This window comes from Paraburkholderia phytofirmans PsJN, from assembly GCF_000020125.1.
GTDB classification, from domain to species: Bacteria; Pseudomonadota; Gammaproteobacteria; order Burkholderiales; family Burkholderiaceae; genus Paraburkholderia; species Paraburkholderia phytofirmans.
The window spans coordinates 2,722,521-2,743,426 of record NC_010681.1 but is presented as its reverse complement, the minus strand read 5'-3'; the positions used below and the strand labels follow the sequence as shown (position 1 = coordinate 2,743,426).

General features: G+C 61.2%; 13 protein-coding genes and 1 pseudogene. 6 read left to right on the top strand and 8 right to left on the bottom strand.

What is annotated here, in order from left to right:
• Positions 1 to 7 precede the first annotated feature (7 nt).
• Positions 8 to 985: a DMT family transporter gene (locus BPHYT_RS12025; RefSeq protein ID WP_012433425.1), complete on the bottom strand. Its 978-nt coding sequence runs from the start codon at positions 983 to 985 to the stop codon at positions 8 to 10.
• Positions 986 to 1,257: 272 nt separating this feature from the next.
• On the opposite strand from BPHYT_RS12025, the gene guaB reads away from it, so the two are divergent.
• From guaB to guaA, 3 genes are all read left to right on the top strand, one after another.
• On the top strand, positions 1,258 to 2,718 hold the full coding sequence (gene guaB, locus BPHYT_RS12020) for an IMP dehydrogenase (protein ID WP_012433424.1): 1,461 nt from the start codon (positions 1,258 to 1,260) through the stop codon (positions 2,716 to 2,718).
• Positions 2,719 to 2,724: 6 nt separating this feature from the next.
• Positions 2,725 to 3,462 carry a hypothetical protein gene (locus tag BPHYT_RS12015; RefSeq protein WP_012433423.1) on the top strand — a complete coding sequence of 246 codons (738 nt, stop codon included), beginning with the start codon at positions 2,725 to 2,727 and terminating at the stop codon, positions 3,460 to 3,462.
• Between the two features lie 203 nt (positions 3,463 to 3,665).
• Positions 3,666 to 5,249, top strand: coding sequence for a glutamine-hydrolyzing GMP synthase (guaA, locus tag BPHYT_RS12010; RefSeq protein WP_012433422.1), 1,584 nt, complete (start codon positions 3,666 to 3,668; stop codon positions 5,247 to 5,249).
• Between the two features lie 274 nt (positions 5,250 to 5,523).
• On the opposite strand, the gene BPHYT_RS12005 is transcribed toward guaA, so the two are convergent.
• On the bottom strand, positions 5,524 to 11,031 hold the full coding sequence (locus BPHYT_RS12005; protein ID WP_148225085.1) for a trifunctional serine/threonine-protein kinase/ATP-binding protein/sensor histidine kinase: 5,508 nt from the start codon (positions 11,029 to 11,031) through the stop codon (positions 5,524 to 5,526).
• Positions 11,032 to 11,426: 395 nt separating this feature from the next.
• On the opposite strand from BPHYT_RS12005, the gene BPHYT_RS12000 reads away from it, so the two are divergent.
• Complete coding sequence (locus tag BPHYT_RS12000; protein WP_012433420.1) at positions 11,427 to 12,482, top strand: sugar ABC transporter substrate-binding protein; 1,056 nt, start codon at positions 11,427 to 11,429, stop codon at positions 12,480 to 12,482.
• Positions 12,483 to 12,622: 140 nt separating this feature from the next.
• Here the strand turns inward: BPHYT_RS12000 and flgE are convergent, their stop codons facing one another.
• On the bottom strand, positions 12,623 to 13,855 hold the full coding sequence (gene flgE, locus BPHYT_RS11995; protein WP_012433419.1) for a flagellar hook protein FlgE: 1,233 nt from the start codon (positions 13,853 to 13,855) through the stop codon (positions 12,623 to 12,625).
• Positions 13,852 to 14,469, bottom strand: a complete 618-nt coding sequence (locus tag BPHYT_RS11990) for a hypothetical protein (RefSeq protein WP_012433418.1) — start codon at positions 14,467 to 14,469, stop codon at positions 13,852 to 13,854. Before BPHYT_RS11990 ends, flgE begins: the two co-directional genes overlap by 4 nt.
• 494 nt (positions 14,470 to 14,963) lie before the next feature.
• On the opposite strand from BPHYT_RS11990, the gene BPHYT_RS11985 reads away from it, so the two are divergent.
• Positions 14,964 to 15,617 (top strand): EF-hand domain-containing protein, encoded by a 654-nt coding sequence (locus BPHYT_RS11985; RefSeq protein WP_012433417.1) that lies wholly within the window; start codon positions 14,964 to 14,966, stop codon positions 15,615 to 15,617.
• A gap of 131 nt (positions 15,618 to 15,748) precedes the next feature.
• On the opposite strand, the gene BPHYT_RS11980 is transcribed toward BPHYT_RS11985, so the two are convergent.
• From BPHYT_RS11980 to BPHYT_RS11965, 4 genes are all read right to left on the bottom strand, one after another.
• A complete protein-coding gene (locus tag BPHYT_RS11980; protein ID WP_012433416.1) occupies positions 15,749 to 16,786 on the bottom strand; it encodes a LysR family transcriptional regulator in 1,038 nt (345 codons plus the stop codon).
• A gap of 701 nt (positions 16,787 to 17,487) precedes the next feature.
• Positions 17,488 to 18,696 carry an NAD(P)/FAD-dependent oxidoreductase gene (locus tag BPHYT_RS11975; RefSeq protein ID WP_012433414.1) on the bottom strand — a complete coding sequence of 403 codons (1,209 nt, stop codon included), beginning with the start codon at positions 18,694 to 18,696 and terminating at the stop codon, positions 17,488 to 17,490.
• 179 nt (positions 18,697 to 18,875) lie between these two features.
• Positions 18,876 to 19,283: a cupin domain-containing protein gene (locus BPHYT_RS11970; protein ID WP_012433413.1), complete on the bottom strand. Its 408-nt coding sequence runs from the start codon at positions 19,281 to 19,283 to the stop codon at positions 18,876 to 18,878.
• Between the two features lie 69 nt (positions 19,284 to 19,352).
• Positions 19,353 to 19,832: a carboxymuconolactone decarboxylase family protein gene (locus tag BPHYT_RS11965; protein WP_012433412.1), complete on the bottom strand. Its 480-nt coding sequence runs from the start codon at positions 19,830 to 19,832 to the stop codon at positions 19,353 to 19,355.
• A gap of 652 nt (positions 19,833 to 20,484) precedes the next feature.
• On the opposite strand from BPHYT_RS11965, the pseudogene BPHYT_RS39105 reads away from it, so the two are divergent.
• Positions 20,485 to 20,790: pseudogene (locus BPHYT_RS39105) on the top strand (lecithin retinol acyltransferase family protein); the annotation flags it as partial.
• Between the last annotated feature and the right edge of the window lie 116 nt (positions 20,791 to 20,906).

Sequence of the window (20,906 nt, the reverse complement as noted above, 5' to 3'; positions counted from 1 at the left end):
CCCTGTCTCAAGGCGCCGACACCTGCGGCTTTTCCTCGATCCCTGCAGGCGCGGATGTATCGTCGTCCGCATGCTGGCGCACTGACCAGCACACACCGGCCACCAGCAGCAGAATCGCCGCCAGTTCGAGCGGGCGCGGCAGCCGCTGGTCGTAAATGAACGCGTAAAGCAGCGCGAAAAGCGTCTCGAACACGATCATCTGGCCGGAGAGCGTCAACGGCAGCCGTTTCGATGCGGCATTCCACAATCCGTTGCCGAGCCAAGATGCGCCGATCGCGAGCCCGAGATTCAGCATCCAGAAGGTGTGCCAGCGCCCGTCGGCCAGTTCGCCTTGCGGGCCGCCCGCCGGCAGCACGGCGATCACGAGCCATAGCGCCGCGCCGAGCGCGCCCGTCACCACGCCCCACAAGACTGACCATTCATTGCCGCTGAAATGCGTCTGGCGCTGCAGATAGCGGGCGTTTTCGACCGCAAACCACGTCCAGCATCCCAAGGCGCCCACCGCGCAGGCGAGCCCGATCAGCTTGGTGACGACACTGACCGGCGTGCTGTCCACCACCGTAAAGACATCGATGTTGATGCAGACGATGCCCGCCATCACCATCGCGAGCGGCCAGGCGAGGCGGGCGAGCGGCACCGCGCCGTGATCGCGGCGGCCCAGCAGCGTCACCGTAACGGGCAGCACGCCGACGATCAGCGACGCCGGCGCGATGCCGATCAGGTGCACGGCCGCCGTCAGCAGCAGGTAGTAGAGGAGGTTGCCGGCCAAAGCCAGCTTCACCAGCGCGCCGAGATCCTCGCGGGTCAGCCGTTTGACGAGCGAGCGCGCCATGGGCAGCGCGGCGGCCAGCGAGACGATGCCGTACATCGTGTAGCGGCCCGCGCTCAGAAGCAGCGGCGAAAAGTCCGGCAGCACGCGCGGCACCAGAAAAACCATGCCCCATAAGGCCCCGGCCATTACTCCATATGCCACACCGCGCTGCATCGACTGCCCCTGCAAAAAAACTGGAATGGTCGGCAGAATAGCCGGTTGGCGGGCGGGGCGTCTTGTTCGATTCTGCAATTCGAGCCCGCCGGCGCCCGGCTGCGCCCGAACGCGCAAACGAAACCCGATCGAACCCGAGGCGAACAGCCAAGCGAAATAGAGGGGCCCGATAGCGCGAAAAAAACCGCCCGAAATTCGCTAAGCTGCTGTTAGTGCAGTGAAAACCAGGGAGGTATCGCGTATAATTCGCTTTTGCGCCTATAGGATTTGCCATGCGTCTGATCCAAACAGCACTCACGTTCGATGACGTGCTCCTCGTCCCGGCTTTCTCCGATGTTCTGCCGCGCGACACCAGCCTCAAGACCCGGCTGACCCGCAACATCTCCCTGAATATGCCGCTCGTGTCCGCCGCCATGGACACCGTCACCGAAGCACGCCTCGCCATTGCGATGGCGCAAATGGGTGGCGTGGGCATCATCCACAAGAATCTCACCGCAGCCGAACAGGCGCGTGAAGTGGCCAAGGTCAAGCGCTTCGAGTCGGGCGTGGTGCGTGATCCGATCACGGTGCCGCCGCAAATGAAAGTGCGCGATGTGATCGCCCTGTCGCAGCAGCATGGCATTTCGGGCTTCCCGGTCGTCGAAGGCGCGCAACTGATCGGTATCGTCACGAACCGCGACCTGCGTTTCGAAGAGCGTCTGGACGAGCCGGTACGCAACATCATGACGCCGCGTGAGCGTCTCGTCACCGTCAAGGAAGGCACGCCGCTCGCCGAAGCCAAGGCGCTGATGCACAGCCATCGCCTCGAACGCGTGCTGGTCATCAACGACGCATTCGAACTGCGCGGCCTGATGACCGTCAAGGACATCACCAAGCAGACCGAGCACCCGGACGCCTGTAAAGACGAACACGGCAAGCTGCGCGCGGGCGCGGCGGTCGGCGTGGGCGCGGACAATGAAGAGCGCGTCGAACTGCTGGTGCAGGCGGGCGTCGACGTGATCGTCGTGGATACCGCGCACGGCCATAGCCAGGGCGTGCTCGAACGCGTCAAGTGGGTCAAGCAGAACTTCCCGCACGTCGAGGTGATCGGCGGCAACATCGCCACCGCGGCGGCCGCCAAGGCGCTCGTCGAATACGGCGCGGACGGTGTGAAGGTCGGTATCGGCCCGGGCTCGATCTGCACGACGCGGATCGTTGCCGGCGTGGGCGTGCCGCAAGTCACCGCGATCTCCAACGTGTCCGAAGCGCTGAAGGGCACGGGCGTGCCGGTCATCGCCGACGGCGGCGTGCGCTTCTCGGGCGACGTCAGCAAGGCGCTGGCAGCGGGCGCGAATGCCGTGATGATGGGCAGCATGTTCGCCGGCACCGAAGAAGCGCCGGGCGACGTGTTCCTGTATCAGGGCCGCCAGTACAAGTCTTACCGTGGCATGGGCTCGGTCGGCGCGATGAAGGACGGCGCGGCGGACCGCTACTTCCAGGACAACTCCGCGAACATCGACAAGCTGGTGCCGGAAGGTATCGAAGGCCGCGTCGCCTACAAGGGCTCGGTCAACGCGATCCTGTTCCAACTGATCGGTGGCGTGCGCGCCAGCATGGGTTATTGCGGCTGCCGCACCATTGCCGAGATGAACGACAAGGCCGAGTTCGTGCAGATCACGGGCGCGGGCTTGCGCGAGTCGCACGTGCATGACGTGCAAATCACCAAGGAAGCGCCCAACTACCACGTGGACTAAACGCCAATGAAACCATTGCTGCGCGCTGTACTCATCCTCGATGCCTTGTTGTTGCTTGCGTTCGGCCTGCTGTTTCTGCTGACGCCGTGGACTTCGTTGTACAACGCGCTGCTTCTGGTGCAAACCCAGCCGGCTCTGGTCGGCCAGGGGTTTGGCGTGGCGCTTATCGGGCTGGCATGGCTGGCCTTCCACGCGTCGATCGACGGCGCGCTGACCACCGCCGTCGCCAAGGTGATTGGCCACGTGAACTGGTTGACCGGCGTGCTGATGCTGATCTGGCTGCTCGGTCTGCATACGCCGGCGCTGACCGGTTTTGGGCAGATCGTCGCGGTGCTGACGGGCGTGGTGCTGCTGGTAATCGGTCTGGGCGGCGTGCGTTTGGCGGGAGCTGTGCGTCGGCGTGAAAGAGTGCGGCTTGCAGAAGCCGCCGCTGCCGAGCGCGCCGAAAAGCAGGCTGCCAAAGACGCCGCGAAAGATGCGGCCAACCGGCGCGAGCCGGGCCGTGTCACAGCGGGTTTTCCGGTTTATCACGCTGAGCCGGTCGTCGAGCCCGTCGTGCCGGTTACGCGACCTGTCAGTTCCGTGAGTCCTGTGGCAGGGGCGCCGCTTCATCCGGTGGTCGACGAAGCCAGTCTGACGCCGTCCGAACGCGCAGCGCGGGCGGAAGCCGCCGCCGCGCGAGACGAAGCCCGCAACGGCGCGGCCGACGCGCCTGGCGCGCCCCGGCCGCCGTTTCATGGTTGATGCGCCGCGCGCCACACCGCCCGCTCAAGCATCCGGATTCCGTTTGCGTGCGCCGTGGGCAAACGCCCGCGGCGCGGCATGCGCCAACCCGCTGCATCGTTACGTTTCATGCTCGATCGTCCCCACGTGGACCGCTTTGAATTCAACGCCGCGCATCGCGCGCGGCATTCCGTATCCGCTCACTTTTGACTCCGTCCGCTGCCATGCATGACAAGATCCTGATCCTCGACTTCGGTTCGCAAGTCACCCAACTGATTGCACGTCGCGTTCGCGAAGCCAACGTGTATTCGGAAATTCATCCGTACGACGTCGATGCGTCGTTCATCCGCGACTTCGCGCCGAAGGGCGTGATCCTCTCCGGCGGCCCGAGCTCGGTCACCGAAACCGATACGCCGCGCGTGCCGCAAGCCGTGTTCGAACTCGGCGTGCCGGTGCTCGGCATCTGCTACGGCATGCAGGCCATGGCCGAGCAACTCGGCGGCAAGGTCGATATCGGCCATCTGCGCGAGTTCGGTTATGCCGAAGTGCGCGCGCGCAATCACACGAGCCTGCTGGAAGGCATCAAAGACTTCACCACGCCGGAAGGTCACGGCATGCTGAAGGTGTGGATGAGCCACGGCGACAAGGTGCTGGAAATGCCGCCGGGCTTCGCGCTGATGGCGTCGACGGAATCGTGTCCGATTGCGGCCATGGCCGACGAAAAGCGCCATTTCTACGGCCTGCAATGGCACCCGGAAGTCACGCACACCGTGCAGGGCCGCGCCATGCTCGAACGTTTCGTGCTGCAGATTTGCGGCGCGCGGGCCGACTGGGAAATGGGCAACTATATCGACGAAGCCGTCGCGAAGATTCGCGAGCAGGTCGGTAACGAGCACGTGATTCTGGGGCTGTCGGGCGGCGTGGATTCGTCGGTGGCCGCGGCGCTGTTGCATCGCGCGATCGGCGATCAACTGACCTGCGTGTTCGTCGATCACGGTCTGTTGCGTTTGAACGAAGCCGAGCAGGTGATGGCGACCTTCGCCGATCACCTGGGCGTGAAGGTGATTCACGTGGACGCCAGCGAAGTGTTCCTGCGCAAGCTGGCCGGCGTGACCGATCCGGAAGCGAAGCGCAAGATCATCGGCGCGGAATTCGTCGAAGTGTTCCAGGCTGAAGCCGGACGACTGACCGATGCAAAGTGGCTGGCTCAGGGCACGATCTATCCGGACGTGATCGAATCGGCCGGCAAGGGCAAGAAGGGCGCGCAGACTATCAAGAGCCACCACAACGTGGGCGGCCTACCTGAAACGTTGAATCTGAAGCTGCTCGAACCGCTGCGCGAACTGTTCAAGGACGAAGTGCGCGAACTCGGCGTCAAGCTCGGTTTGCCGCCGGCCATGGTGTACCGCCACCCGTTCCCGGGCCCGGGTCTGGGCGTGCGGATTCTCGGCGAAGTGAAGCGCGATTTCGCGGACCTGCTGCGCCGCGCGGACGCGATTTTCATCGAGACGCTGCGCACTTTCATCGATAAGGAAACGGGCAAGTCCTGGTACGATCTGACGAGCCAGGCGTTCGCGGTGTTTCTGCCGGTGAAGAGCGTTGGGGTGATGGGCGACGGGCGGACTTATGAGTACGTCGTTGCGCTGCGTGCCGTGCAGACGCTGGACTTCATGACCGCGCATTGGGCGCATCTGCCGCATGAGCTGCTGGGGCATGTGTCGAACCGGATCATTAATGAAGTGCGGGGGATTAACCGGGTGGTGTATGACATCTCGGGGAAGCCGCCGGCGACAATCGAGTGGGAGTAATTCAGAATGCTCTGCAGTAGTCTGCAGAGCATCGAAATGCTCCTGCTTTTCCGCACGGAATTGTGGGTTTACTGCCTGGCGCGCTCTGATGGCGACCGACAATAGCTGGTTGCTGTCGACGGCATGTCTGACGGTATAGCGTTTTGCTTTATGCTTTATTACGCCGCGAGCAATTTAACGTGGCACTGCCGTTCTACGTGAACCCCAAGCCGCGCGCGCGGCTCGCCCACGCGCGCGCCACGCATCGTCACCGGGCTCTTGCGCCACCGGGAGATCACGATGAAACGACTGGATAGGGCGGCACGGTGAATTGAACGATGGCGCCACGGGGCAAATTCGCGCTTGCCCACAATCGACCGCCATGCGCTTCGATGATAGAACGGCAGATCGACAGCCCCATCCCCAAGCCAGTGGGCTTCGTGGTGTAGAAAGGTACGAACACGCGCTCGGCGCTCTGCGGAGCGAAGCCCGGTCCCGAATCGCGCACTGTCACGAGCACGGAGCCGGAGTCGACTTTCACGGTTGTGATGAACAGGTGCCGCACGCCGTCGCCGACGTCGTTCATCGCCTCGAGCGCATTGATGATCAGGTTGAGGAGAACCTGTTGCAGTTCGACACGATCGCCTTCAATCGACGGCAAGTCCTCCGCGAGTTGCGTCTCCACCGAAGCACCGCTCCTCGCGGCTTCGCTGCGGGTCAGTTCGATCACCTCATGAATCGCTGCGTTGATGTCCACCCGTTCCTTGCGCGGCGGCGCCTTGCGGATCAGATCGCGGATGCGGTTGATCACGTCGCCCGCACGGCTGCCGTCGTTGACGATACGCTCGAGCGCCTGCCGGGCCTCGCTCAGATCAGGAGGTCGCGCGCTTAGCCATAACAGCGCCGCGCCGGCGTTGGCCACCGTTGCGGCGATCGGTTGCTTGACTTCATGAGCGATCGACGCCGCAAGCTGGCCGACCGTGGCCACCCGGTTGGCGTGAGCGAATTCGGCCTGTACCTCGCGATAGCGCCGCTCGTTCTGGCGAGCTTGTTCCTCCACGCGCTTGCGCTCGGTCAGGTCGAGTACGAAGGCGACGCCTTCCTCGCGGCCCGCTTCGAAAGTCGCCAACCCGACCATGACGGCCACACGGCTGCCGTCTTTCCTCACGTACTCCTTCTCATAGGGCGGGGCGCGGCCCGTTTGCACCGCCTCCCCGAGAGCCTGCTCGCTGCCCTGAAGCCACTCCGGCGGCGTCAGGTCCCGCCAGCGTACGCGACCCGACACGAGATCTTCCCGCTCATAACCCACCATCCGAAGAAAGGCGTCGTTGGCCTCGAGAATGACACCGCCGGCATTCCAGACCAGGATGCCGATAATGTTGGCGTCGACAAGGCGGCGGATCTTCGCTTCGCGTTCCGCGAGGTCGCGATACAGATAAGCGTTCTCCAGCGAGATTGCCGCCTGCGAGGCCACCAGCTTTAGCACCGCGAGCCGGGCGGGGTTGAACACGCCGGCGGTCAGATTATTTTCGAGGTAGAGCACGCCGGTGAGTTGCGCCCGATTCATCAAGGGCAGGCAAAGCACGGAGCGGGTGCGATGCCGACGGATATACGAATCCGCGGCAAATGGAGAGTCGCTTGCGGCATCGTCGAGAATGATGTTCTCGCGGGTGCGAAGGGCGTGGTAGAGCATCGATTCCGGTAGCGACGCGGCACTTACAGGCATGTCGCGCACTTGCAACCGGGTTGCGTCGCCGTCGGTCGTCGCTTCCGCGGCAATCCACTGTTCGCCGCTGTTCGACCGGATCAGCAAGCCACGCTGCGCGCCGGCCTGTTCGACGGCCGTCCGCATGATCATATCGATCAGCTTGTCCAGCACGATGTCGCCCGAAGCGGCCTGTGACACCTTGATCACGGTCGCGAGGTCGAGGCGTTCGACGGGCGTTGCGATCGTGGTGGTCGGGCCTGGCGCGAGTTCCTCCGTTCGCAAGTCCGGATAGCGCTCCTCGAGTTGGCGCACCTTGCCGTCGGCGCGCCAACGCAGGTAGCCGTAGCGGGCCTCCTGCAGATAGAGGCGGGCGATCCTTGCAAAACCGCGCGCCGAGTAAAACCGTGACGCGAGTTCATAGGCGAGCGCCTCGTTGTGGACAAAGCCGCTTTCCTGCGCCGAGCGGATGGCTTGCTCGTAAAGGTTTTCAGCATCGAGCACGCGGCCTTCGATTCGCGCCATCTCGGCGCCGACCAGCTCGACGCGGTTGGCGAAATTCTCCGGGCAGTTGGCGGCCCATATCCGAAGCTGCCGGTGATGTGCGGCGACTGCGTTCAGGTGTTGCGTTCGTTCTCCGCCCGGAACGGCGTCGCACCATGCGGCACGAGCCAGCGCGGCGTAAAAATGAAACTCGGCTTCCTCGAGGAACGACGCCGAGGTCCAGAGCAGCTGTTGCGCCTTCGACGCGGCGTCCATGGCGACGGCATAGTCGCCGGCGAGATAGCGCGCCTGCAGTTTCCGGATCCAGTACAGGCACGCGGCGAGCGCGAGGGTCGGATTGTTCGACAGATGCTCTTCGATATGACGCTCACTGAACCGTCCGTCGTCGAGGCAGCCGAACGTCGGCGTCCGGCCGCGGAGCATCCGGATCAGCGCGAGTTGCGTACTGATGAAGTCGATGACGAGACCGAACCGCACCTTCTCGGCGTACGCAAGGCCGCGCTCGGCTTCGCCTTGCGCCTCGGGTAGCGGGTCGCCGGCGAACAGCAGGTTCGAGTTGAGGTGTTGGCACGTGTAGGCTCCATACGTGAGATCGCCGATCCGGTTGGCCGCTTCGAGCGCGCGGCGCAGCAGATTGCGGCAAACCCGCACGTGTTTCATCCAGCGCACCACGAATACCGCGAAGCAGTGATAGGTGCTCGCCTCGAAGCGCTTAAGGCCGCGCCGCTCGACCAGTTCATAGCCAAGCTGGCCGAATAGAAAGCCAGCCTGGTAGTCGCCGAAACGCGGCCCGGCGATTCGGCAGAGCATGATATAGGGCACACATGAAGCATCGCAATTGCCCCGTTCGAGGCTAAAACTGACTGCTTTGCAGATCGTCAGGGAAGCGAGATTCGCATCCGTCTGCACGGCCGGCGGCAGGAGCTTGCTCAGAACCTCGGCGGTCGCGAGGGAGGCGGGGTCCTGCATGAGCGGCAGGTCGATGAGGGCCTCGATGGCGCGCTTCCCAAGCAGTGAGCCGATGCGTTCGTATTCGCGTCGAACCGTCTCGTCGTCCGGATGGGGGGACCACTCGAAGCCGACATGCCGCAAATAGTCGAGACACACGGCAACGGCGCGATCGCTCCGGTCGAGAGTGGTACAGACATCCGTATGCAGGCAGGCCACGCTGGCCTGTTCGACCGTGGTGGCGGCCCGCTGCGACAGCGACGCCAGACGCTCGTCGGCGGTGGAAAGCTGGCCAGTCAGAAACTCGCAGGCGGCCCGGTTCAATTCCAGCGCGAGGATCAGTTCATGCCGGCGCTCCCAGCAATCGTCGTCCAGTAGTCCGATGCCGGTGACCAGATAGGTGAGCGCCGAGCCATAGGCCGCCGACGCTTTGGCGCGCTGGGCGGCGAGCAGGTTGAATCCGGCCAGTCGCTCGCGTTCGTCGCGTGACGTGATCAGGGCCGCGCCGCGATTGAGCTGCCCGACGATTTCGAAGATCGCTTCCTCGCGGTTTTCCGCCGGCGTCTCTGCAGCAAGCAGCCGGCCGATCCGCAGATGCGCCTGCGCGCGCGAGGCTGGCGGGATCAATGAATAGGCGGCTTCGTGAATCCGGTCGTGAGCAAACCGGTACGAGCCGCCCAGCCGCTCGACCAGTTCCTGGCGGACCGCTTCCCATAACGCCGAGTGGAGCTGCGTCTGCGCCACGCCGAGAACGGTCGAGAGCGTCGTGATTTCGGCGACGTTGCCGAGACAGGCCAACTGCTGCAACGCCTGCTGCGTTTGCCCCTGCAGCCGGCTCAGCTTGCCGACCATGAGATCCACGATGTTATCGGTGTAACCCGTGGCATGGATGCGATCGGGATCCCAGCGCCACTGTCCGGCGTCGTGGTCGAAGGTGAGTAGATCCCGTTCGGCCAGTGCATGCAGGAACTGGATCACAAAAAACGGATTGCCCGCGGTCTTCTCATGGACCAGTCGCGCCAAAGGCTCGGTTCGCGCCGGCTCGCAGTGAAGCGCTTCGCCGATCAGCTGGCTGACATGGGCACGGGCGAGCGGCGCGAGCGTGATCTGATTGATCCTCACACCGGCGCTCCCGATCGCCTGGAGTTTGCCCGTCAGCCGATGCGTGCCATCGACCTCGTTGTCGCGATAGGCACCGACCAGCATCAGATATCGCAGTTCCGGGCGGATCAACAGATCCTCGAGCAAATCGAGCGTGGCCGCGTCGAGCCACTGCAGATCGTCGAGAAAGAGCGCCAGCGGATGTTCGGCACGGGCGAACACGCCGATGAAACGCCGGAACACCTGCATGAAGCGATGCTGCGCCTGCTGTGGCGCAAGGTCCGGGACGGGAGGCGGCTCGCCGATGATGAGCTTCAGCTCGGGAATGAGGTCGGTCATGAGCCCGGCGTTGACGTCCAGCGCCGCGAGCAACGCGTCGCGCCAACTCGCCAGATCGGCGTCGCGCTTGCCGAGCAGCGGCCGCACGAGGCTCTGGAATGCCTGCACGAGCGTCGCATAGGGGATATCGCGCTTGTATTGGTCGAACTTGCCGGCCGCGAAGAGTCCCCGCGGCTGCACCAGCACTTTGTGCAGTTCATTAACGACCGAGGATTTGCCTATGCCGGAATAGCCGGTCACGAGCACCAGCTCCGGCACGCCGCTGCCGACGATCCGGTCGAATGCGGCGACCAGTATCTCGACTTCGTGCTCCCGGCCGTACAGCTTCTCGGGAATGAGTAGCCGGTCGGGGCTGTCGTGCTCGCCGAGCGGAAAGTCATCGATGCGGCGCTGACGCCGCCAGTCGGCGAGACACAGCCGCAGATCGCGCTCGACCCCGGCGGCGGTCTGGTAGCGCTCTTCGGCCGTCTTGGCGAGCAGCTTCATGACGATATGGGAGATCGCAGCGGGGACGGTAGCAAGCCGCGCGCTCGGCGCCACCGGCTTTCTCGCTATATGGCAGTGCACCCATTCAGTCGGGTCTGCGGCCATGAATGGCAGCGCGCCCGTCAGCATCTGGTAGAGCGTGACGCCGAGCGCGTAGAGGTCGCTGCGCGAATCGATCGAGCGGTTCATCCGGCCGGTCTGCTCGGGCGCCATGTAGGCCAGCGTGCCCGCGATGGTCTCGGGCGGCTCGGGAGCTTGCCGCTCGCGCGGCAGACGCGAAGCGAGGCCGAAGCCGGTGAGGCGCACGCGGCCGTCGGCGCAGTTCACCATGATATGAGTGGGCTTGAGATCCTTGTGGACGAGACCGCGTTGATGAAGCCGGCCGAGCGCCGCGGCTATCCCGACAGCGAGCCGCAAAGAATCTTCTATCTCCAGCGGCGCGCCTAACAGGTGCGCAAGCGGCCCGCCGCCCGGATCCTCGAGTACGAGCAGTGTCCGGCTACCTTCGCGCATCAGCTCCAGCGGCCGCACGGCCCACGCACTATCGAGTTCGTCTTTCAGGCCAAACTCGTGAGCTAGTTGATCGACGCTGTCGGGCCGGGGCTGTTCGGCGGCGGCCCGCGCAAGCAGGACGTCGCGTTCGCCGGCCTCGCCTGCGCGCCGTTCCCGACTGACGGCTCGCTGGCCGTCATTCCACACAATCTGAAGGCTGTTATCCATCGGCATCCGAACCCTATGCAGCCGTTATCCGCCGCACCGTGTCAGCAGGTTGCTGCCCAGGTGAAGTTCGTTCGCGAAAGCGGTGTACGGCACGACTTCCCTGTGATCGCCACGCTGGAGAGGCAGGCATTTTGCAGGATACACCTCGGCCGTCAGCATCAGGACCGGCAGGAGGGACGCAGCGTGACCGGCGCTTCGAGACGGATGCCTATATGCAGCCGCGCCGGCAATGGATCGTGTTCCTGCTATAACTTTATTCTATTTTTCCTGCATAGCCCCCGCAACATAAGCTGCCCTAAGTACGCTCCGAGCGGTGGTGCAGTCGGCGAGATGACAAGTACATGACGCGCTGCGTGTACGCCGCAAAAACTAATCGACCCGGAATGGTGGCGACAATGACACTCGGCAATGGCAAGGCATCCAGAGCATCGCTCAGGGTTCTGGTGGCAGCACTGGCACTCACTGCGGGGTTTGCTGCGCAGCCGGCGGCGCGCGCGGTGGACGCTCACTTCGTGTTGGTCAGCCACGCACCGGATTCGGACACGTTCTGGAACACGATCAGAAACGCTATTGAGCAGGCCGATGAGGACTTCAACGTCGAGACCGACTACCGCAACCCGCCGAACGGCGATCTCGCGGACATGTCCCGCCTGATCGAGCAGGCGGCGGCGCGCAATTATGATGGCGTGATTACGACGATCGCCGACTTCGACGTGTTGAAGAGTTCCATCGAAAAGGTGACCGCGAAGAAGATCGCGCTCGTGACGATCAACTCCGGCACCAATGAACAAAGCGCGCAACTCGCCGCGATCATGCACATTGGTCAGCCCGAATATCTGGCGGGCAAGGCGGCCGGCGAGAAAGCCAAAGCCGCGGGCGTGAAGACGTTTCTGTGCGTGAACCACTTCGCGACCAATCCGGTTTCATTCGACCGTTGCCGTGGTTTTGCGGATGCGATCGGCGCCGACTACAAGACTTCCACGATCGACTCGGGCCAGGACCCGACCGAGATCCAATCGAAGGTCAGTGCCTATTTGCGCAACCATCCGAAAACGGATGCGGTCCTCACGCTCGGGCCGCCACCTGCGTCGGCGACGCTCAAAGCTATCGACCAGATGGGCATTGCGGGTAAGATTTTTTTCTGCACGTTCGATTTCTCCGACGAAATCGCAAAGGCCATTCGGGATGGGACGATTGCTTTCGCGATCGACCAGCAGCCCTATCTCCAGGGTTATATGGCGGTGGCGGTCCTCGCGATCGCGAAGAAGGAGCGCACCACCGATCCCGTCAAGATCCGCCAGGTGCTCAAAGAGAATGTGAAATTCAAAGCGCGGTTGGAGATGTACGGCCTCGAACCGTCGTATGGGCCGAAGAACATTCGCTCGGGACCGAGCTTCATTACAAAGGCCAATCTGGACAAAGTGGTGAAGTACGCGGGCCAGTACCGTTGATAACGCGCGGGCCATCGTCTTGGGCTTTTTGTCTGCATAAAGGACGGCTGACCACACCGGCGACAAGATGCGCGAGCAACGTCATGATCAGGACGCGGCCAGTTGCGCATCTGTCGACCGTCAGTTATAGCCGCGCCGGCTTATAGGTTGATGAGCGCCTGGTCGACCGTCTGTTGAGTCTTGATTGTCTGTGAATTCGCCTGGTAATTACGCTGCGCGGTTATCAGGTCGACCAGTTGGTGTGTCAAATCAACGTTCGAGTCCTCCGTTTGTCCACCGAGGAGAACGCCGTGATTGGTCGAGCCGGGACTCGACACCTGCGCCGCGCCGGAATCTCCCGTCTGGGCATAGAGGTTGTTTCCCATATTCGCAAGACCATTTGGATTGCTGAAGGTTGCGAGAGCGACCTGACCGAGCACTAGCGTGGCGCCGTTCGAATAAGATCCAGTCAACGTGCCGTCTTCACCTACGGAGAACCCCGTCAGTTGCCCCGAGCTATTGCCGTCCGGTAGCAGCGCGGTCACGCCGTTTTTGCCGGCATATTGTGTCGTGCCAGTCAGGTTCAGCGTCAGACTTTGGGTCGTGGCGCCGTTGTCCGCGGCGTTGGGAATGTTGAATGTCAGAGCGGATGCATTCGGTGACGTGAGATGGCCGGAAGTGTCGAACGTGATGGTGCCCATGCTTCCAGAAGGATTGGGGCCGACAGGTGCGGGTGGATTTCCGCTGGTTCCGTAGACGTCGTATGAACCGGTTGCCTTCTTTACGAAATAGACGTTAGTGGATTGGCTCCCGCCCAGGGAGTTGTAGACCGACATTGGCTGGCCGTAGCTATAACTGGCGGGATCGGATGGATTGAACGGGTTCGTCGGGACCGGATCCTGAGAATCGAGGTTGAACGCGGCGGAAATGGTTTTTGTCGCCGTGGGCGGCAGGCTGGCGGACGAGACCATGAGCGGCCCAACGCTGCCCGTATTCATCTTCCCGTCGGGTCCGGGGGAGTAACCCATCAATGGCAGTCCTTGAGCATTCTCAATTACCCCGCTTTTGTCGAGATGGAACACACCATTGCGCGAGTAGACCAGAGCGCCGTTATTGGAGAGCTGGAAGAATCCATTTCCGTTTATTGCAATGTCTAGTGGCCGATCGGTCTTGCTAAACGTACCGTTACTGAAGTCCTGTTCGGCCGTGGATAAGCGCGTGCCGATACCCACCTGGTTATTGGCCGCGGTCATCACCGCGTTGGCATACATGTCGGCGAACTGTGCCGTCGAGCTTTTGAACCCGACAGTGTTCGCATTCGCGATGTTATTGCCGATCACATCGAGGTCCGTCGAGGCTGCGGAGAGGCCGCTAAGGCCGGTTTGATAACTCATGAGTCACCTTGGTATTGGGAAGCTTCGTTCAACGTGGGCGTTGCCGCGCAGCGGCGGCTTTCCGTGATCAGTAATCCGACACTTGTCACCGTCGGCGGACGAGGAATAAGCGGTGAACCTCCTCCATCGACACTAAAGCGGATTTCAAACCGCGTTGACATGGGAAAGCCGTGCTCGGCGAGAGAAAAGCTCAGCGTCCTCGGCAGCTTCTGGCCGAAGTACCTCAAGTCCAGTAACCCGAGATGTCGTTTGCCATGTCCGTCGTATAGGTAGCCCGTTGTTTTTATCGGGTAATTGGACATCGCGATGGTCGTGACGGAGAGACTAAGTGTGTCGATGATTCCGTCATCACTGTCCGTATCCGCCGCGAAGCATGGGCCGCGTAAATCGACATTCCATCGGTCCACGCAAAGCGGACGTGTGTCGAAGCCCTCCCATATCGAACGGGAATAAGCGGAACCGATGAGTTTGATCGGCTCGGTCGCGCTGGCGTTGCAGTCGAATGTGGATACAGTGCCGGAAGCGGGAAAAAACTGCGCTCGCATGCTTTGTTCTGTGTCGAAAAAATTGAAGCGCGATTGTTCAATGAACGCGGACGTTCCGGTTGCACGCATCGGTCTCTCGATTCGTGAGGGCAGGTCGCTAAGCCCGACAATTACGGTGTCTGCGATGGGCCATGTTGCGTCTGAGATGTTTGCGACACCTTTGCCTTTCTCGCACTTATTGCCGTGCCTCTGCACACATTCAGGCTGAGCAGTCTCATGGCACGCAATGCGTTGCTATGCTAGTACAACAAGAGTCCGCAAGGGCACGTTAAACGGCTGCAAAACCTGAATGTTCGAGCGCGAGGTGCATCTCGCCAGGCGCTGTTTCCGCTTGCTTCTTTGCCCAGCGCGACTTCCAAATGAGTTCTCTGCTGAGCGGAAAGTGAATGGATTATTTTGATCGCGCGTTGGATTATTAAGACTCTATGGTCTCGGTGGCTGCAGTAGGATATCGGCATGTGCCTGCCGCAACTTCCGTGCAATGTGCTTGCGAAGATCTCTTAGCGATGAATGCCAAAATCGGCCTATCACACACTTTTTTCTCAACTACCTTGGAGAGGGCGATGGCTGTGATTCCGTCGTTGTCGTCGTTTTATTCGAACTTCGTCAATCAGGAAGCGAACAAATCGAAGCAGCGGCATTCGGTTGCGGGAAGCAGTGGACAGTTTTCAGTCGATGCGGGAGCCGGCGCGAATGTAATCAAGAATGCGCAGAGCGCATCGGTACAAGACGCTCGAGAAAATGCCGAGATCACGCAAGAGAATGCGGTTGCCATCAGCGAGTTGGCAAAAAAGGGCTTTACCCTGACGCTTGGATCTTTTGTGGCTAGCTACAAAAATGAAGTCATGGTCGAGACGGATCAAAACGGTGACGGCACGATTTCGTTATCCGAACTTGGGAAGCAAGTGGTTGCCGGTGGCGGGACGAATGCTCAGGCGGTCGCAATGTACAAGGCCATGGATGAAAACGGCGATGGTTCCGTTTCCGTGCGGGAACTGGAGGATAGTTTGCCCAATCCATTCGACACTGCTGACTTCGTTGACCAGATGAAAGCCAGGGTGGAGCAGTTCCAGAAGAACGCTGATCCGAACGGAAGTATTATCGTCTCGCCGCCGGAAAGCAGCCCGGTTTCGGTAGACGCGGGTCTGGTCCTTGGCAGTCTCGCAATGGAGCTGGATGCTGGCAGCCGAGCATCAAACTCCGGCAGCGGTCGATGATTCACGAACGGGTCAACGGTACCGAATGCCATTGTCCGCAAGGGCATATGCCATTCACGCGCGCAAGGCTGGTGTCGCGACGGACGCCCAGAGCAGAATTGCGCCGGTCGCGCAGAACCACGAATCCTGACTCACGCCGCGATCCCCCCCGTCGAAGGCCGGATTGCGGTGGCGTTAAATCCGCTGAGGCAATTGAGATCGAGTGCGCGGACCTGGGCGGCCATGAAGTCGATAAACACACGGGTGCGCGTTGGCAAGTGTTGTCGGTTCAGGTAACAGATGTAGTGGCCGCGATCGTCGGGTGCATATGCGGACAACGCTACGACGAGTTCTTTGGCAACAATGTGATTGCTGACCTGGTAGCCGGCCATTTGCGCAATGCCCGAACCCTGCAGAACCGCGTGCAAGACCAGGTCGGCATCGTTGAATGTGAGATGGGCCGTCGGCAGGTATTTCCGTACACGTCCATCGAGCTTGAACTCCCATTCGAAAACCCGCCCGCTGGAGAAGCGGAAGTTGATGCAATCATGCCGGCATAGTTCTTCCAGCGTATGCGGCAGGCCGTGCGCCGCCGCGTAGGATGGTGCGGCGCAGAGCGCCATCTGCATCGGAATCAGCTGCCTTGCGATGATGCTCGAATCCTCGATGCGGCCATCGCGGAATGCTACGTCGATCCGTTCGGAGGTAAAGTCCGTCGGCCGGTCGTCGAGCAGCAGATCGATCGCGATGTCGGGGTAGGCCTTGACGAACTTTTCCAACAGCGGCGCCACCACTTTCCTGCCGAAGCCGACTGTCGAGCTGATGCGCACCAGGCCGCGAGGCGGTCCCTCGCGAAGCTCGAGCATGTCGTTCATCGCCTCCACGAGGTGCGAGACACCCTGGTGGCAGTTCTCGAAGAACCTCTGGCCTTCACGCGTCAGTTGCGTGTTGCGCGTGGTGCGCAGGAATAGCCGCGTACTCAACTGCGCTTCGAGCTTCTGGACGTTGCGGCTCACGGCCGATCTGCCGACGCCCAGACGTTCGCCGGCCTTGGCGAAGCTCCCTTCGCTCGCTACTGCCATGAATGCCATGATGCCCGTGTAGCTCGCCGCGATACTGGTGGACAGCACGTCAGCGCGATTCGGTAAACCGAGGCGAAGGCAACGATCCGACGTGTCCGAATGATTCATTCTGTAACCCCAAAAAGAAATCCGATGCGACCTGAGTTCGAGTGTGTTGTGGCGTGCGCGCCGTCATCACATGGATGTCAGGTTTTTCTTCCAACTGATTTTGAATTCCGCGGATGGTAGTACTGCGAGTTCACTTTGTATGACTGGATTCGCAGAGTTGTATCGCCGCGTACAGGCGCAGAAACGTGCCTTTGAAAGAAAGCGAAGTGCCTCTCGCGACTCTGGGTCAGGAGAGGTTGCGCGAAGAAAAAATTAGATGAAGGACTGGGAACATCGACTGATGAGTCAATGCAGGACGCACGTCTCTGTACTCGTTGTCACATTCTGGTTTAACTATACGAACGCGCGCAATTTCATTGCTGGAGGTCCGCGCGCATCGCAAGCAAGGTTTTGGAAGCGTTCATGTGACTGCTTTGACTACGCTCTCGCACGGAGATGTCTCTGGGAGAGAATACGTTTGATCGCAGGGTCTGGCGGCAACGAGGTGAAAAGGGCTCTTCGTCACGAGCGCTTCTCCAGATCTGGCATAGCGCGGCATGTCAGGTCCACATCGAATGGCATCACGTTCCACGTGACAAACAGAGGTTGGGCGAATGCTGCCTCGGGCGGCAGCGGCGCGCGATTGTTGTAAACATTCATTGCCGCTGCTGCACCTGGCAATCCCACTTCGCTCACTGCATCCGCGAACGCGGTTCCGGAGATCAGCCAAAAGACGCTTGCGGGTTCCCCGCAGCCAATGCCTCATTGCGATTTGGCGCTGGCGGATAGATCCACTGCGTGTTGATGATCTGCTTACGCGCCTTGCCTTCGGTGTGCGTCAATTTGATCTGCCGATCCCAGCCTTCCGAATAGATAGCACCCCATTCGCCGAGGTCGAGACAGGTGGCATAAAACGGCTGCCGGTATTCGAGAGTCGGGATGCCGATCAGGTCTGCGGCGACATTGTGTCCGCCAAATTGCCCCATCACGATAGCGTGCTGACAAGACATCAATGCGTAGCGCCCGTCATCGTCGCACCGTGCTCGCGCCACATCGCCCGCCACAAAAACATCGGGTGCTTCTGGCACGCGAAGATCCGAGGCCACCTCAACGCGTCCCAGCGAATCAAGATGCGAGGAAACCTGCGCGGCCAATGTACTGGCGCGCATGCCTCCCGCCCAGATCACCGTCTTGGCCTCGATATGCGCTCCCGAGGCAGTGCGAGCCCCATCCGCGTCAATCGACACGACGCCCGATCCGAGCACGGCTTCGATGCCGAGTGAGTCGAACGCTGCAGCTACGAACGGGCGAGGATTAGGTCCGAGGTCGGGGCCAATCTCCGGCTGAGAGCCGACCACGACGACCCTGATAGCGGCATCAGGGCCAAACAGCTTGCGCATTCGCGCAGGCAACTCGGTCGCGACCTCGATCCCCGTGAAGCCGCATCCCACCACGACAGCGGTGTTGCGGGCGCGTGAATCCGGCAGTTTCGCCAACTCTTCCAGGTGGTGTTCGAGCACGACCGCGTCCTCGCTGCGATCGACGGCAAAGGCATGATCCGCAAGCCCCGGAACCGGTGGTCTGTTCAGTTTGCTGCCGCTTGTCAGCAGCAGTCGGTCGTACGCGAGCGTGCGCTCCTGCCCATTTGCGCCCACCACGCGCACGGTTTTGTCAGCAACGCATATTTCGTCGACAACACCCTCGACAAAGCCCACACCGATGGCTTCAAGAAGCGGCAGCAGCGGCGCGGCCATCCGCGCTGGCTCGCTTTCGTACAGGCGTGGCCGGATCTGCAGTTCCGGCTTCGGTGAGATCAGGGTGATCTCGACGTCACGGGACGATATCTTTGCAACATCGAGTACGCGAGCCGCGCCTAGCGCACCCCACACGCCGGCGAAGCCGGCACCCACAATCAGGATCTTCTGCGACATGATTTGCCTCTATTGGAAGGTTGCGGATTCAACGCCAAGTAGCGAACTCGCGACAACCGATGCTCTGCTTCGTGACGCGTTGATTAATCACAATGCGGTTCGGTGACGCATCGCGGGAGTAACGCCGGTGCCCTACGAGGCGGGCGCTTGCGAATAAAAACGCCGCTGCCTCAAAGCGCTCACTTCTCTGGCACGAGCACGGGCGCGCCCTTGTCCTTCAAAAGAAGCACAATGAACTTCGCAGGTTTAGTCTGGCTTGCGTTGCGCCCGACCACGTGCACATTGTTCGGACCTTCATAGAAGGTCTGTCCGGGCGTCAGCGTCACTTCCTTGCCGCCTTTGACCTGCATCACGATCGAACCCTCGAGTACATAAACGAACGCGTGCGCATGATGCCGGTGCACGGGATCGACCGAACCCGGCGGATAAGTCACGGTGATCATCACGGCTTCCTTGCCGGGATAATCGTCGAGCTGCTTGTTGAATAGCGGGCTGACGACGGCTTCGGGAGCGGCGCCGCGAGCCGTGCCAACGAGCATGCCGGCAAGGACCAGCACGGCAATTGCGGTGTTCTTCAGGGCAGACATGGTGTGTATTCCAAGTGGCGCGACGCGCGCGCGGGACGACGATGACGGTGACCGGAACACACCGAGCGCTCAGGCGAGATTCGCCTTGTCGAGCCCAAATGCCTTGTCGGCCGAACCCGGCACGGCCTTGAACGCGATGCTCGCGCGATTCCAGCCGTTGATCGCCATCACTTCGAACGTCAGGTCCGACAGTTCCTTCTCGGAGAACTGGGTGCGCACGTGCTGGTAGATATCGTCGGAAACGCCATGTTCGGCAAGCTTCGTCAGAGCTTCAGTCCACGCGAGCGCGGCGCGCTCCCGCGGCGCGAAAAGCGTCGACTCGCGCCAGATCGCGACATGGTGCAGACGCAGCTCGCGCTCTCCGTGCAAGCGTGCTTCCTTCACATGCATATCGACGCAAAAGCCGCAGCCATTGATCTGCGACGCCCGGAGCGAAACGAGGTCGCGGATCGACTCTTCGAGCACGCAGTCCTTCAGCTGATTGCTGAATTCGAGGAATTTCTTGAAGAGTTCCGGCGATTGCTGGATGTAGTTGATACGCTGGGTCATGAACATCTCCTGAACGACGACGGTAAATATCCACTGCTAGCGGATGTCGTAAGCGGCAGTGCGCCGCGTGAAGGTATCGTAGGCCGGCGCGGCGTAGTGCGGTAGACGTGCAAATGGGCTCACGGTGTTGCCTCTTTGGCACCAATCAAAAAACAGGTGGGTGCGTACCGAAGAGCGCATTGATCAATGCGCCGGTCGAGACGCCAGCGAGCATCTCGCCGTCGGCAGCGATGTCGCATAGATGGCAGTGGCGACACCTGCGGTAGCGGTCGTAATACATAACGGTCGGCGCTCACTGGTGCCCACGCGGAAACGGAGCGTGTCCCTATACGTATCTACCACGGCAGAAAGCCGGCACCTATGATTTCCAACATGGCAGCGCGGTGACTCAACGGAGTTGACGGGTCGTCGCGGTCGCTTGTGGAGAGCACTATGTTTCGTCTCGCACCTCTGTTGATGCTGGTCGGCTGGATCACGATATCCACGGTCATTGTCGGACTTGCCATCGCACTCTCATTCAGCGGCATTCTCTGATGCCGGATCTGCAACGCCGGAATCGCGAATCTTGCGTTACCAGCGCTGTGTGACGACAAAGCGAATCTGCTCGCCGGTGGTACTGAATTCATTGCAGATACGACATGGGTGGTTCGTCATGGAAACCGCAGAGATTGATGGCCTCGCAACGTCGCCGGCTTGGGCCCGAACAATTGGGCGCATCGAGGTCGGCGCTCATCTCGTGAGTGAGCGGGAAGGCTATACGCACCATGGAATATATGCTGGGAATGGACTCGTCATTCACTACGGAGGCTTTCTTCAATCCGTTAAACGCCGTCCCGTTGAATATATTGCGCTGCGCGACTTTGCAGCGGGAAACGGAATAACGATTCAGCCCGAACCAGATGCTGTTTATAGCGGAATCCAAGCCGTGGAGAGAGCCCGGTCCCGTCTCGGTGAAGACCGATATCGATTGTTGACCAATAACTGCGAACACTTCTGTACTTGGTGTGTGCTGGGGTCCGGGCGTAGTCAGCAGGTGCGTCGATGCCTGAGGAATCCATGGGCAGGTGTCAAGAC

Coding starts and splice junctions, on each gene's coding strand:
- flgE (WP_012433419.1), bottom strand. CDS start 13,855: ATGAGTTATCAAACCGGCCTTAGCGGCCTCTCCGCAGCCTCGACGGAC.
- BPHYT_RS11975 (WP_012433414.1), bottom strand. CDS start 18,696: ATGTCGCAGAAGATCCTGATTGTGGGTGCCGGCTTCGCCGGCGTGTGG.
- BPHYT_RS12000 (WP_012433420.1), top strand. CDS start 11,427: ATGACACTCGGCAATGGCAAGGCATCCAGAGCATCGCTCAGGGTTCTG.
- guaB (WP_012433424.1), top strand. CDS start 1,258: ATGCGTCTGATCCAAACAGCACTCACGTTCGATGACGTGCTCCTCGTC.
- BPHYT_RS12005 (WP_148225085.1), bottom strand. CDS start 11,031: ATGGATAACAGCCTTCAGATTGTGTGGAATGACGGCCAGCGAGCCGTC.
- BPHYT_RS12025 (WP_012433425.1), bottom strand. CDS start 985: ATGCAGCGCGGTGTGGCATATGGAGTAATGGCCGGGGCCTTATGGGGC.
- BPHYT_RS11990 (WP_012433418.1), bottom strand. CDS start 14,469: ATGCGTGCAACCGGAACGTCCGCGTTCATTGAACAATCGCGCTTCAAT.
- BPHYT_RS11970 (WP_012433413.1), bottom strand. CDS start 19,283: ATGTCTGCCCTGAAGAACACCGCAATTGCCGTGCTGGTCCTTGCCGGC.
- BPHYT_RS11980 (WP_012433416.1), bottom strand. CDS start 16,786: ATGAATCATTCGGACACGTCGGATCGTTGCCTTCGCCTCGGTTTACCG.
- BPHYT_RS11965 (WP_012433412.1), bottom strand. CDS start 19,832: ATGACCCAGCGTATCAACTACATCCAGCAATCGCCGGAACTCTTCAAG.
- guaA (WP_012433422.1), top strand. CDS start 3,666: ATGCATGACAAGATCCTGATCCTCGACTTCGGTTCGCAAGTCACCCAA.
- BPHYT_RS12015 (WP_012433423.1), top strand. CDS start 2,725: ATGAAACCATTGCTGCGCGCTGTACTCATCCTCGATGCCTTGTTGTTG.
- BPHYT_RS11985 (WP_012433417.1), top strand. CDS start 14,964: ATGGCTGTGATTCCGTCGTTGTCGTCGTTTTATTCGAACTTCGTCAAT.